We start from the raw sequence: 13,372 nt of genomic DNA on the forward strand, positions 1-13,372 counted from the left end.
GTTGGGGTCCAAAGACCTCTAACCGCTCGAAAGGAGCGGGACAGCTGATGATCGTGATCATACTCATTGCGCTTGCGGCCGGCTCTGCGTCGGCGCTGATGTTCGCTTCGATCATCTCGGGCGCGCTGATCTCATTGCTGTTGTTCTATCTGGCCCCGCTGCCGCTGATGGTAGCAGCGCTTGGATGGGGACCGCTTGCGGCCACGATCGGCGGCATCGCCGCGGCCTCGGGCCTCGGTCTGATGTTCGGCCTGCCCTATTGCATCGCCTTTGTCATCACCGTCGCCCTGCCCGCCTGGTGGCTCGGCCATCTCGCGCTGCTCGGACGGCCGCTGCCCGCCGAGGAAGCCGGCAATGACGCCCCGCCTGCCGCGCCTGCGATGGAATGGTATCCGGTCGGCCGCATCCTGCTGTGGATTGCAGGCTTTGCGATGCTGACCACGATCACCGCCATGCTGACGCTCGGCAGCGACGCCGAGGCGATCACGGCGTCACTGAAACGCGGCCTGATGCGAATTCTGACGCCCCGCAATGCCGCGCCATCAGGTGACACCGAGCGGTGGGTTAGTGCGCTCGCAATCATCGCGCCGCCGGCAGCCGCCATCGTTGCCATGATGACGCTGACGCTCAATCTCTGGCTCGCCGGCAAGATCACCGCGACCTCCGGCCGCCTGCACCGGCCGTGGCCGGACCTGAAGAGCGCGGAGTTGCCGCCAATGACGCTGGTCGCGCTGTCGGTCGCACTGGCGTTCTGTTTCGTCGGCGGACTCCTAGCGTTGTTCGCGCAGATCACGGCCACCGCCTTGTTGATGGCTTACGCCATCATCGGCTTTGCCGTGCTGCACACGCTGACACTGGCGCTGAATGGCCGCGCGTTCTGGCTGTCCTGCGCCTATGCCGTCGTCGTGGTGTTCGGCTGGCCGGTACTGGCGTTGGTCGTGCTTGGCCTCGCCGACGCGGTATTCGGATTTCGCCAACGCTTCATGCGCGGCAGACCGCCGCCGGTGCCTGCAGCCTAACCATTCCACCCATCCACTCAAACCGGATCATCACCACTTCAAAAGGAGAACGAATATGGAAGTCATTTTGCTGGAACGCGTCGCCAAGCTTGGTCAGATGGGCGAAGTCGTCAAAGTCAGGGACGGATTTGCCCGCAACTTTCTGCTCAAGCGCGGCAAGGCGCTGCGCGCCACGTCGGACAATCGCGCCAAGTTCGACGGCATGAAGGCCGAGCTCGAGGCCAACAACCTCAAGGCCAAGGGCGAAGCCACCAAGGTCGCGGAGAAGATCAACGACCGCAACGTGGTCGTGCTGCGCCAGGCCTCCGAAACCGGCCAGTTGTTCGGTTCGGTCAGCGTGCGCGACATCATCGCCTCCTTCGAGGCCGACGGCGTCATCATCAGCCGCAGCCAGGTCATGCTGGACGCGCCGATCAAGACCATCGGCAAGCACTCGATCGCCATTGCCGTGCACCCCGAAGTCGAAGTCAGCGTCAGCGTCACGGTTGCACGCAGCGCCGATGAAGCCGAGCGCATCAACCGCGGCGAGGACATCTCGAGCCGTCAGGAAGATCAGGACGCCGCCGCCGAGGCGCTGGCCGCCGCCGGCGAGTTCTTCGATCCGGAAGCCCAGCACGACGACGAAGCGCCGGCCCCGGCTGCGACCGAGAAGTAACGCGCGGCTTTCTTTATCGCGCGTCTGTTTATGTGAGAACCAAGCCCGGCCGATCAGGCCGGGCTTTGGATTCGTGCCGCCGCTTTCTCGTCGAGCATCGCGATCGAGGCCAGCGCCGTTGCGGTGTGCTTTTCGACGCCGTGGGTGAGGCAATAGACATCGGCCGCGACCACCGCGACCTGACGTCCGGGCTTGATCACCCGCGCCCGGCAGATCAGCCGCTCGCCCACCGCCGGCGACAACAGATTCAATTTATACTCCGCTGTGAGCGCCGCCTGGCCGCGTGAGGTTGCAGCCGCGATGGTGGTCGCATTGTCGACCAGAAAGGCGGTGACGCCGCCATGAAACAGGCCGTGCTGCTGCAACAGCTCGGGCCGCCGGTCGACCTCGAGCGTGCAGGAACCGCGCGTCAGTTCGGACAGTTCGGCGCCGACATGGGTCATAAAACCCTGGCGGCCGACATTATCGCGGATGCGTGTGGCGATCGGCGCGAACTCCGGATCGGTATTGGTGATCATGGGGTCTCTCCTGTCCTGTGGCCGGCATCAATGGCGACCACCGCACGGGTGGCGCAGGCGATCAGAGTGTCGGCGTGGTCCCTGGGATCGGCGCGGTCGCGGCCCGACAACCAGGCGCGACAGAAGATCTGCGCAGGACCGATGATCTGACTGAAGAACAAGGTCGCCGTCATCGGCAGCAATTCGCCGCGCGCGATCAGCGGCGCGCGCCAGCGCTCGACGGCCTCGGCGAGACGCGAATTCTGCGCGCGCTGCGCACCACGGATTTCTTCGGTCCATTCGCTGCGCGAAATCTCGAACAGATAACGCGCCTCGCGCCGGTTGTTCACGACCCAGTCAAGATGCGCATGAATCAGCCGCGCCACGCCTTGCCTGGCACCGCAGGATTCGTCGATCCCAGCGAGTACCGCGGCGTGATAGCGGCCGAGGATTTCCAGGAACAGCGTGCCGGCCAGTTCCTTCTTCGATCCGAAGAAATGGAAGAAGCTGCCGTTGGACGCGCGCGCACGGGTTCGAATGGCGGCCACGGTTGCGCCCTCAAAGCCGTCGCGGTCGAACACCGCCAATCCCGCCGCCAGCAGATCCTCGCGCGCCGTGGTCACTACGCCAACCCCGCATTCCGAGTAGACCAATACTCTAGAGTATTACTCTAGAATTGATCGAGCAAGATCAGCGAGGAAAGTTGGGTCGGTAGACTATTGAGAAATGGGTGGTGCGGGCGGCCCGGCCGGCGCAATCGGCGGTGGAGGCGGCGGCGCAGATGCCGTCACTTCGGACGGAGTGGCCGGCGCAGTTGCTGCGGCAGGCGCCGATGGGCTTGGGATCGCGGCTGGCTCTTTCGGGATCGCGGCTGGTTCTGATGTACCGCTCGGGGTCGGTGCGGCGGCCGCTGGCGCGGGCGTGACCGGCGGGACTGGATCAGGCCGCAGCGGCGTTGATTCGCTGCCGCCGGTTTCCCTGGGCGCATCGACCTTGGCGGTCTCGGACTTGGCTGATTCAGGCTTGCTCGCTTCAGACTTGCTTGCTTCTGCTTCAGATTTGCCTGTTTCAGGTTTGCCCGTTTCAGACTTGCTCGGGTCAGAGATGCCCTCGCCCACCGGCTTGGCGGCTTCAGGCTTTTCGCCGGCATCCACCTTGGCGGTTTCGTGCTTGGCTTCTTCCTTGGCCGCCTCGTCCGGTTTCGGCGGCTCTTCGGCAGGTTTGCCACGCTTGCCGAGCTTCTGCTTGGCGCCCGTTTTGCTGTCGGTCGCGGCCTGCGGCGTCTGGCCATCGGCAGGCCTTGCGGCATCGGGCGGCTGCTGGCCCGGCCGTCGCTTGCCGTCGCGTCCGGGGCCTTGCGGCGTGAGGCCATCGGCGTCGGGCCGGGACGCCTCTTGCGTCGCGGCGGGATGTTGCCGACGGCCGGGCTGATCCGGCCTGGCAGCCTCTTGCTTGGCGCCCTTTGCCGCATCGGTCTTCGGCTGATCCTTGCTCTGAAAGCGCGCGTCGGCCGCGCCATTCGATATCAGGAACGAAGCGAGCACCCCGGCCATCTCGCCGCTGGTGGTGTAGTGCTGGCGCAGGAAGCCGGGCAGCGACGACGGCGACACGTTCTTCAACAGGCCGCGAGGGCTCTTGTGGCAGGCGGCGCAGGTGCCTGAGAAGAGCTGGGAAGGGGTCTTGCCGGAGTCCAGGTTTTCAGCCCCCGCCGTGAGACAGCCGACCAGAAGCGTCACCGTCGCCAGACTGAGCGCTCGGCTCAACATTCCCTGCTTCTCCAATTGGAATCGCTTCCAGCGTCGCACACCGCCGGCGGCGGTCCACCTTTTAGCCGATTATCCTACGAATGGAAGCTCACTTGTGACGCAACTGCGTGATCTCCACATTTGGGAATATCCGCTTTGACTCCAAGGCCCTAGCGCGTCGGGCTGATCACAACTATGATCTGATGACGCACATTGGAACCTTTGTTCCCGCCGTGCGTCGGTTGTAACGGGCCGGTCGTTCCATTGGTGCTTTGATGGATCGTTTGTTGCGTTATTTCCTGGGACAGTTCATCCGCCGCGGCACGATGACATTCACGGCCGCGAGCGGGACCACATTTACCTGCGGCGACGGCACCGGGTGGCCGGTATCGGCCCGGTTTCTGAGCCGGCGCACCGAACGGCGGATCCTCCTCAATCCCGAACTGGCGCTGGGCGAAGCCTATATGGACGGCACGTTCGTGGTCGAAAATGGCTCGATCGCAGACGCGCTGGCGATCCTGCTCGATCAGCCGGCCATGGTGCCGCAATGGGCACGGCTGCAATGGTGGATGCGCTATCTCGCCCGGCACATCAGTCAGTTCAACTGGCGCGGCAGGTCACGAAACAATGTCGCGCATCATTATGATCTCGACGGGCGGCTCTACTCGCTCTTCCTGGACGCCGACAAACAATATAGCTGCGCCTACTTCGAGACGCCGGATGCCATGCTGGATGATGCCCAGTTGGCCAAGAAGCGCCACCTCGCCGCCAAGCTCCGAATCGGGCGCGGCGACCGCGTGCTCGACATCGGCTCGGGCTGGGGCGGGCTTGGGCTCTATCTGGCCGAGATGACCGGCGCCGATGTTACCGGCATCACGCTCTCGACCGAGCAATTGCAGGTCGCGAACGCCCGCGCCGGGGAGAAAAAGCTGGGCCATCAGGCGAAATTCCTGCTCAGCGACTACCGCGACATTCCCGGTCCGTTCGACCGGATCGTGTCGGTCGGGATGTTCGAGCATGTCGGCGTCGGGTTTTATGAAACCTTCTTCAAGCGATGCGCCGAGTTGCTCAGCGACGACGGGATCATCGTGCTGCACTCGATCGGCCGCTCGACCGGCCCCGACGTGACCAGCCCCTGGATCACCAAGTATATTTTCCCGGGTGGCTACATCCCCGCGATGTCCGAAGTGATGCCGGCGATCGAGAGCGCCGGGCTTCTGGTCTGTGATATCGAAATCCTTCGGCTGCACTATGCGGAGACGCTGAAAGCCTGGCGCGAGCGCTTCATGGCGCGGCGCGAAGAGGCTGTACGGCTTTACGACGAACGCTTCGCCCGAATGTGGGAATTCTACCTGGCCGCGTCGGAGATGTCGTTCCGCAAGCAGAACCTGATGAATTTCCAGATCCAGCTCACCAAGCGCCAGGGCATCGTCCCGATGACGCGCGACTACATCGCGCGTGAAGAGGCGCGGCTGCGCGGAATCGAAACGGGAAAGCAGCCGCGGCTGCAAATCGCGGGCGAGTAGGCCGATTTTGAGCTGAATGTCTTAGTTTCGGAGGCTGTAGCCCGAGCCGTAGGCTATTCCGGCAGTTGCCGGGCGCGCGAGTTGCGCACGCAAAGCGTCCAATACGTCGATATCGCAGGGCACAGCACGCGATTCCGGGCGCGAGACAAGTTCCATGGTGTCGATCAGCATCGACAACCAAGCGCGCTGGTCGCCTCCTGATCGCCATGTACCGAGCTGTTGACCCATCGTCTTGTCCTTGATCCCGTGTCTTAACCAACCCGAAAGCCTAAAACCCGTTCCCGAATTCCTCGACCAGGATGCCGGCCAGAAAGTCCCGCGGATGTGATCTGGTTCACAGAGTTCGCCGGCCGGTTGCCGTAAAACTACTGAATGGCCCAGAAAACCTACTCAACCTCGCTCGTCCCTCGCGCCGATCTCATCGTCGATTACGCCTTGATCGCGACCGGCATAGGCTCGGCGCTGATCGCGTTGATCTTTCTCATCCTGGCTTGATCAATCGCTAACATCGCGGCCCGGATGACCTCCGCAGCCTGGTTAGGTCTGTCCAACTGGCGACAAGGTTCAGGCGGCCCTAACAGCTTTCCAAACATTTTCGTGAATGCGGCGGTACCGAGCGGCCGTAGCACGGCTTTGGCCAAAATCCGTCAAGTGCAATGCCGCAACGACCGACGGTGATTCACATCTCGCTTGTGTGAATCGGGCATAAGGCATGTAGGTACTTCCGCCCGGCACGAGGGGAGCGCTTTATCGCCACCCCAATCCGGCATCCCAAATACCGACCCAAATCCGAAGAACAATTCCGAGCATGGCGCTGACTGATTCGAACATTCTGAAACTCGCCCCCGACGCGGGAACTCCGGCCTATCGGAGTGCGCCGCACAATATCGAAGCCGAACAGAGTCTGCTGGGCGCGATCCTGGTGAACAACGACGCGTTCTACCGGGTTTCGGACTTCCTTGAGCCGAAGCATTTCTTCGAACCGATCCATCAGGCGATTTACGAGACCGCCAGCAGCCTGATCCGGATGGGAAAGGTTGCGACGCCCGTAACCTTGAAAACCTTCCTGCCTGCCGAGACCGACATTGGCGGCATGACGGTTGGGCAATACCTCGCCCGTGTCGCGGCCGAGGCCACCACCATCATCAACGCGCAGGACTACGGCCGAACGATCTATGACATGTCTCTGCGCCGCGATCTGATTCGGATCGGCGAGGACATGGTCAACGTCGCGTTCGACGCGCCGGTGGATTTTGCCCCGCGCGCGCAGATCGAGGACGCCGAACGCCAGCTCTACGAGCTGGCGGAGTCCGGCCGTTACGACGGCGGCTTCCAGCGTTTCGCGCAGGCGATGAAGACCGCGCTCGATATGGCGGCCAACGCCTATCAGCGCGACGGAAAATTGTCCGGCATTTCAACTGGCCTCCGCGATCTCGACTCCAAGATGGGCGGCCTGCAGCGGTCGGACTTGATCATCGTCGCCGGACGTCCCGGCATGGGCAAGACCGCGCTTGCCACCAATATCGCCTATAACATCGCCGAGGCGTACCAGCCGGAAATCCAGGCCGACGGCACCATGAAGGCGGTCAATGGCGGCGTTGTCGGCTTCTTCTCCTGCGAAATGTCCGCCGAACAGCTCGCCACCCGTATTCTGGCCGAACAAACCGGCATTGCGTCCAGCATGATCCGCCGCGGCGGGATCAAACAGGACGAATTCGACAGGATCCGCGACTACACCATCAAGCTCGAGCACTTGCCGCTGTTCGTCGACGAAACGGGCGGCCTTTCGATCTCGCAATTGACGGCGCGCGCGCGGCGGCTGAAGCGGCAGAAGGGCCTCGACATCATCGTGGTCGACTACATCCAGCTGCTGCAGGGCTCCGGCAAGAAAGGCAATGACAACCGCGTGCAGGAAGTCACGGAAATCACCACCAGCCTGAAGGCGCTCGCCAAGGAGCTCAATATCCCCGTGATCGCGCTGTCGCAGCTCTCGCGCCAGGTCGAAAGCCGCGACGACAAGCACCCGCAACTGGCCGACTTGCGTGAATCCGGTTCGATCGAACAGGACGCCGACGTCGTGATTTTCGTGTACCGCGAAGAATACTATTTGCAGAACAAGGAACCCAAAATCGGCACACCCGAGCACGAGAAATGGAAGCTCGACATGGAGCTTGCGCACGGCAAGGCCGAGGTCATCATCGCCAAGCAGCGCCACGGACCGACGGGTACAGTCCAACTGCAATTCGAAGGGCAGTTCACGCGGTTTAGCGATTTCGCCGAAGGGGATAATCTACCCTACCGCGGGCCCTAAGCGCGGTTTCCAGCGAAGCATCGGACCTGATCCGGGGTGCTGCCGGGTTCGCGTGAAGAAAACAGGTCAAAACAAGAATCTGGAGCGCGATCGGTTCTGATCAATCAGGACCGACCAGTGCCCCAGTCCCGCCTTCTGCGCGGTTGAACCATGGCGTTCGCCCGCGTAAAATGCGGCATGAACATCGCATCCGACCCCAAATCCATCCCGGCCAGCACCCTTCTCTCGCCCGAGGCGAACCAGGCTGCCGCGCTGGCGAGCGCCACCGGCGTGCTGACCGTCGATCTCGACGCCATCGTCGCCAACTGGCGCAAGCTCGAAAAGACCGCGGTGCCGGCCGAATGCGCCGGCGTGGTGAAAGCGGACGCCTATGGCTGCGGCGCCGAACAGGTCGGGCGCGCGCTGGCCAACGCCGGCTGCAAGACATTCTTCGTCGCGACCCTCGATGAAGCGCGCGTGCTCCGCGCGGCTCTGCCCACCGCAACGATTTATACGCTCGACGGCTTCTTCCAGAACACCGGCGACGCCTACGCCAAGCTCGATTGCAAGCCCGTGATCGGCGATCTCAACGAACTCGCCGAATGGGACGTGTTCTGCCGCCGCTCCGGCTGGTCCGGGGGGGCGGCCATCCACATCGACACCGGCATGAACCGGCTCGGCCTGACCGTGACCGAGGCGCAGGGTATCATTCCGCGCATCAATGCCGGCGATCACGGCATCACGCTTGTGATGAGCCACCTCGCCTCCGCCGAACTCCTCAACAACCCGCTCAACGCCAAGCAGCTCACGACCTTCCGCGAAATCGCGAGCCTTTTTGCCGGTGTGCCGGCGTCGCTGGCGAATTCTTCCGGCGTGTTCCTAGGCCCCCAGTTCCAGTTCGAACTGGTGCGGCCGGGTGCCGCCGTCTACGGCATCAACCCGACACCGGAAGCCGACAATCCGATGCAGCCGGTCGTCGAATTGAAAGCGCGCATCGTGCAGATCCGCAATCTGGAAAAGGGCGAGACCGTCGGTTATGGCGGCACCTGGACCGCGCGACGGCCGACGCGGGTCGCGATCGTCTCCGCAGGCTATGCCGACGGCTATTTCCGCGCCGCCAGCTCGAATGACGGCAGCCGCGGCGCCGAGGTGGTGGTCGCCGGCAAGCGCTGCCCGATCGCAGGTCGCGTGTCGATGGACCTGATGGCGGTCGATGTCACCGATCTGGAAAAGAACGCCGTACGCCGTGGCCACATGGTGACGCTGATTGGCGAAGGCATCACGGTCGATGAACTCGCCCATCATTTCGGCACCATCGGCTATGAAGTGCTGACCAGCCTCGGCAAGCGTTACGCGCGGATTTACAAGGGCGGCGACGCAAAGGCCGAGCCGCCGTCGGTAACGGCGCCAACACCACCGGCAATCGAACCAGTGCCCGCGACCGCTGAAACCGCCGCCGCGCCAGCCCAGGCCCCGCCTCCTCTGCCGACCTGACAATTCCTGTCAGGCATGAAGATCGCGACCTTCAACATCAACAACGTCAATCGCCGCCTGTCCAACTTGCTGCGCTGGCTGCGTTCGGCAAAACCCGATGTCGTGGCGTTGCAGGAGTTGAAAGCGGCCGACGCCGATTTTCCGGCTGCTGCGATCGAGAAGGCCGGCTATGGCGCGGTGTGGCGCGGCCAGAAGACCTGGAACGGCGTCGCCATCCTGGCGCGCAACGCCGAGCCGGTGCTGACGCGGACCGCCCTGCCCGGCGGCCCCGGGGATGACGAGGCGCGCTACATCGAAGCGGCCGTGAGCGGCATCATCGTCACCAGTCTCTATCTGCCGAACGGCAATCCGCAGCCCGGGCCGAAATTCGACTACAAGCTCGACTGGTTCAAACGGTTGCGCTCGCACGCCGCGAAATTCATCAGGCAGGATATCCCCGTGGTGCTGGCCGGCGACTACAATGTCGCGCCGACCGAACTGGATATCTATCCGACCAAATCATGGGACAAGGACGCGCTGATCCAGCCGAAAAGCCGCGCCGCGTTCAAGGCGCTGACGGCGCAAGGCTGGACCGACGCAATCCGCACCCTGCACCCGTCAAGTCAGATGTTCACGTTCTGGGACTACAAGCGCAACCGCTGGCCGCGCGACGCCGGGCTGCGGCTCGATCATCTGCTGCTGAGCCCGGTGCTGGCGCCGCGCTTGATGAAAGCCGGCGTCGACCGCAAGATCCGCGGCGAAGACGGCGCCAGCGATCATGCGCCGGCGTGGATCGTGCTGAAGTAGATGGCGGGAAACAAAAACCGCGAAAATAACCCCATGCAAAGAAAGGAACCTCTTGCAGTCGCTGCTGAATTTTCGGCGCAGCATGACGCCGAGGCCGCCCGAAAGCAGCCCGCGGTCGCCGGCATGGCCGCGAAAACCTTTTGACACGTCGGGCAAATCACCGGCACAGATCCATCATCCCCCCATTCCGCAAAACGCCCTTTGGCTTATCCGGCCAGCCTTGTCCGGCGCGATTGCGCTAGCTTGCGCGCGGCAGACGATCGCCCGCGGATCGCTCGCAATGTCCGCTATTCCCTCAACAGCGGACCTTTCGCGACGCTGCCGTCATGTCAGCTTTGGGCCAACAGCGGACGCATGCACCGCAGCAGGTTTGGCTACTTCTGCCTTGGCTTAAGACAGATGAAGAACAGCACCCCAACAGAAAAGAACAATAGAGCGATCGGCCAAGCAAGTATGGCGCGCGTCTTATAAATCTCAGACATCAGAGGCGGAGCAGGCACCGAATACGAGGCACTCTGGAGCATAGCGAGCAAAAAATAAATTCCGGCCGCGAAGAACAAGATCGCCAACGCGTATCTCGCGAACTCGGCGGCAGTTCTCCAGATAGTTTGCTTTTCCATTTTTTTTGGCCAGCCTCAAAAATCACTTACGCCGTGCCTTTCTAATCCAATCCGGATTGCCCAGCAAACAAGCAAGTAGAATGATGTCCGTTGCGGGTCATTCGCGTCGGTTTGGCGATGTCGGCGTTACGTCCGCTTGACTCCCGAAAGCCGACATGGATCGGGAGGTTCGGCAGGTCCGTTTCGTGCCAGGAACGGACTCAGGCACCTCAGCATTGTCATCGCTATTCGATCACCTCGTCGGCGCGGCCGAGCAGCGTATTTGGAATGTCGAGGCCGAGCGCCTTAGCGGTCTTGAGGTTGATATTCAGGGTAATGTCCGTCGCTTGCTCGACGGGAAGCTCCGCCGGGCGCGCCCCTTTGAGTATGCGATCAACATAGCCCGCGGCGCGTTGCCATAGCTTGAAAAGGTTGGTCGAGTATGACATTAGCCCCCCTCGCCGGACCGAGTCGCTGAATGGATAGATCGCCGGCAAGCGCCGCTCTGCGGTGAGCGCGATCAGCCGGGGGATGAGGGGTATCAGAGACGGATCGTCGGTGACGATGAGGCCGTCGAGGCCCGGGTCTGCCAGAGCGGCGAAGCTGCTCTCGATGTCCGCCGGCCGCACCGGGAGCGCTATCAGCTCGAGACCGAGCGCGGGTGCCGCTTTCTGCACGAGTTCGACTTGGTTAGCATTCGTCGGATTGTCAGGATTCCACAACACGGCGACACGATGCACCTTCGGTGCCGCCTCCTTCAGCAGTTCCAGCCACTTGACGCCATATTCGCCGGAGAGCGGCGACAGCCCGGTGATGTTGCCGCCCGGTCGAGCAAGACTTGCCACAAGACCCGTTCTCACGGGATCTCCACTCATGCAGACGATCGGTACCGTGGATGTTGCGTTGCGCAGCCAGCGAAGTGGGGGTGCCTGGAGTCACGAGAACATCGACATTGAGCGTGAGAAGTTCGGCGATCAGCGCAGGCACGTGCTCCGGCTTTCCGTCGGCGTAGCGTTCTTCTAAAACGAGGTTGCGCCCGACGACGTACCCCCGGTCCGCAAGTCCCTGACGGAATCCGGTCTGGTTGTACACGTCCGTCCCGCGGGCGCCGCTCCAGACGTAGCCGACGCGTGGCACCGCTAGTTGCTGCGCGCGGGTTGCGAGTGGCCACGCTACCACCGAGCCGCCGAGAAGCGTGGCAAAATCGCGGCGATTCATTTCGTTACCTCGCGGCGCGCGCTACCGCCACATTATGAACCCGTAACTCGGAATTTTGAATGGGTGAGTGGCGAAATAACCGTCAGTCCGAGATGGGTCATGCGCGTCGTTCTGACCGCCTCTCTTACTTCCGGTCTTCCCTGGTGAGCGGACATCGTCACGGTCGGTCCGTATGTCTCAAAAGTGCCACAAGGAAACATGACTCTGCCGAAGGACCGTGCGAGCATAGGCGCCTTGGAGACGAGATGAGGTCCGATCCTGATGAGGTCCAAAACCTTCGCCATCGCGATTGCCGTTGCAACAGGATCCGTCCTTTCCACTGCGTCGTTTGCTGCCGAGCTAACGACTGAAAATGACCCCGAAAGTGTTGGTTTCGCGTCCGAGCGGCTTGAGCGCATTGGCGCCTGGTATCAGGCCCGGGTCGATGCGACAGACCTCCTCAGCAAGGATACCGGCGATCTATCGGGCGCCGTCGTCGGAATCGCCAAAGGCGGCAAGCTCGCTTATCTGAAAGCCGTCGGCTTTCAGGATCGCACCAAGTCCGTGCCGATGAAATCAGATTCGATCTTCTGGATCGCGTCCATGACCAAGCCGGTCACCAGCGCTGCCGTCCTAATTCTAGTTGATGAAGGCAAGCTCGAGCTCGATGCGCCCGTCACGACATACTTGCCCGAATTGGCGAACATGCAGGTCGGCATCGCCACATCTGACGCGGCGACCGGCAAGACCAGCGTCGCGCTTGAGGCCCAGCATCACCCGATGACTGTGCGTGATTTGTTGCGACATACGTCCGGTCTGGTCTACCCGCCGCAATTTTTGGGCTCGCCGATCAACCAGCTCTAAGCCAACGCAGTCTTCGCACGCGACAAAACCCTCGATGATTTCGTGAAAAGCCTTCGCAATCTCCCTCTCGCGCATCAGCCCGGCAAAGTGTGGGAGTACAGCTGGAGCACCGACGTACTGGCCCGAGTCATCGAAGTGATCTCGGGACAGCCGTTTGACGCCTTTCTCGAGAACAGGATCTTCAAACCGTTGCGCATGCTCGATACCGGCTTCTACGTGCCGCCAGACAAGATCGATCGCCTTGTCGACGCCCCGGAGCCACGCAATCCGCAATTCGACGTAACGAGGCCGCGCAAACTGCTTTCTGGCGGCGGAGGACTGGTCTCTACGGCCGCTGACTATCTGCGGTTCAGCCAGATGCTCCTCAATGGCGGCGAACTGGAGGGAACGCGGATCCTGAAAGCGGAAACGGTCCGGTCGATGACGACGAACTCCCTGCCGTCGGATGTCCGGTTTGCGATGAACTTCGTGGGCCCATCGGTCGGATCCACCTGGGGGCTTGGCCTCGCGGTTCGCACCAACCCGGACTTCAGCAATGTGCCCGGATCAAGCGGCAGCTATAGCTGGAACGGTTTGTGGGGCAATTTCTTCTGGGCAGATCCAGCCGAACATCTGGCCGCGGTATTGATGATTCAGGTCGTCCCGAGCAAAGCCAACCTCTACCGGGCAGCCCTTCGCAATCTGACCTACGGCGCGTTGC

13 protein-coding genes and 1 pseudogene are annotated in these 13,372 nt (G+C 62.3%); 10 read left to right on the top strand and 4 right to left on the bottom strand.

Annotation, left to right across the window (positions count from 1 at the left end; genetic code table 11):
- Window positions 1-47: 47 nt before the first annotated feature.
- Window positions 48-1,019 carry a hypothetical protein gene (locus tag JQ609_RS06285; protein ID WP_212207985.1) on the top strand — a complete coding sequence of 324 codons (972 nt, stop codon included), beginning with the start codon at window positions 48-50 and terminating at the stop codon, window positions 1,017-1,019.
- 55 nt (window positions 1,020-1,074) lie between these two features.
- Complete coding sequence (rplI, locus tag JQ609_RS06290) at window positions 1,075-1,674, top strand: 50S ribosomal protein L9 (RefSeq protein WP_212207984.1); 600 nt, start codon at window positions 1,075-1,077, stop codon at window positions 1,672-1,674.
- A gap of 53 nt (window positions 1,675-1,727) precedes the next feature.
- Here the strand turns inward: rplI and JQ609_RS06295 are convergent, their stop codons facing one another.
- From JQ609_RS06295 to JQ609_RS34915, 3 genes are all read right to left on the bottom strand, one after another.
- A complete protein-coding gene (locus tag JQ609_RS06295; protein ID WP_212272475.1) occupies window positions 1,728-2,192 on the bottom strand; it encodes a PaaI family thioesterase in 465 nt (154 codons plus the stop codon).
- A complete protein-coding gene (locus JQ609_RS06300; protein ID WP_212207982.1) occupies window positions 2,189-2,794 on the bottom strand; it encodes a TetR/AcrR family transcriptional regulator in 606 nt (201 codons plus the stop codon). Before JQ609_RS06300 ends, JQ609_RS06295 begins: the two co-directional genes overlap by 4 nt.
- A gap of 164 nt (window positions 2,795-2,958) precedes the next feature.
- Complete coding sequence (locus JQ609_RS34915; protein ID WP_409411166.1) at window positions 2,959-3,690, bottom strand: pentapeptide repeat-containing protein; 732 nt, start codon at window positions 3,688-3,690, stop codon at window positions 2,959-2,961.
- 501 nt (window positions 3,691-4,191) lie between these two features.
- Here JQ609_RS34915 and JQ609_RS06315 point away from each other — a divergent pair.
- From JQ609_RS06315 to JQ609_RS06335, 6 genes are all read left to right on the top strand, one after another.
- Window positions 4,192-5,442: a cyclopropane-fatty-acyl-phospholipid synthase family protein gene (locus tag JQ609_RS06315; protein WP_212207979.1), complete on the top strand. Its 1,251-nt coding sequence runs from the start codon at window positions 4,192-4,194 to the stop codon at window positions 5,440-5,442.
- 372 nt (window positions 5,443-5,814) lie between these two features.
- Window positions 5,815-5,937, top strand: a complete 123-nt coding sequence (locus JQ609_RS35485; RefSeq protein ID WP_283813416.1) for a hypothetical protein — start codon at window positions 5,815-5,817, stop codon at window positions 5,935-5,937.
- A gap of 313 nt (window positions 5,938-6,250) precedes the next feature.
- Window positions 6,251-7,753: a replicative DNA helicase gene (locus JQ609_RS06320; RefSeq protein ID WP_212272480.1), complete on the top strand. Its 1,503-nt coding sequence runs from the start codon at window positions 6,251-6,253 to the stop codon at window positions 7,751-7,753.
- Window positions 7,754-7,930: 177 nt separating this feature from the next.
- Window positions 7,931-9,226, top strand: coding sequence for an alanine racemase (gene alr, locus JQ609_RS06325; RefSeq protein ID WP_249127704.1), 1,296 nt, complete (start codon window positions 7,931-7,933; stop codon window positions 9,224-9,226).
- A 15-nt stretch (window positions 9,227-9,241) separates the two neighbouring features.
- Window positions 9,242-10,012 carry an exodeoxyribonuclease III gene (locus JQ609_RS06330; RefSeq protein WP_212272485.1) on the top strand — a complete coding sequence of 257 codons (771 nt, stop codon included), beginning with the start codon at window positions 9,242-9,244 and terminating at the stop codon, window positions 10,010-10,012.
- Window positions 10,013-10,156, top strand: a complete 144-nt coding sequence (locus JQ609_RS06335) for a hypothetical protein (RefSeq protein WP_212272487.1) — start codon at window positions 10,013-10,015, stop codon at window positions 10,154-10,156.
- A gap of 700 nt (window positions 10,157-10,856) precedes the next feature.
- Here JQ609_RS06335 and JQ609_RS06340 read toward each other — a convergent pair.
- A complete protein-coding gene (locus JQ609_RS06340) occupies window positions 10,857-11,471 on the bottom strand; it encodes an ABC transporter substrate-binding protein (RefSeq protein ID WP_312014808.1) in 615 nt (204 codons plus the stop codon).
- A gap of 13 nt (window positions 11,472-11,484) precedes the next feature.
- Here JQ609_RS06340 and JQ609_RS06345 point away from each other — a divergent pair, with 13 nt between their 5' ends.
- Both JQ609_RS06345 and JQ609_RS34920 read left to right on the top strand, forming a co-directional pair.
- Entirely contained in the window at window positions 11,485-11,634 is a 150-nt protein-coding gene (locus JQ609_RS06345) for a hypothetical protein (protein WP_212272786.1), read from the top strand.
- Between the two features lie 456 nt (window positions 11,635-12,090).
- A pseudogene (locus tag JQ609_RS34920) lies at window positions 12,091-13,335 on the top strand (serine hydrolase domain-containing protein); the annotation flags it as partial.
- Window positions 13,336-13,372: the final 37 nt, after the last annotated feature.

The organism is Bradyrhizobium sp. AUGA SZCCT0169, assembly GCF_018130085.1.
Lineage (GTDB): Bacteria > Pseudomonadota > Alphaproteobacteria > Rhizobiales > Xanthobacteraceae > Bradyrhizobium.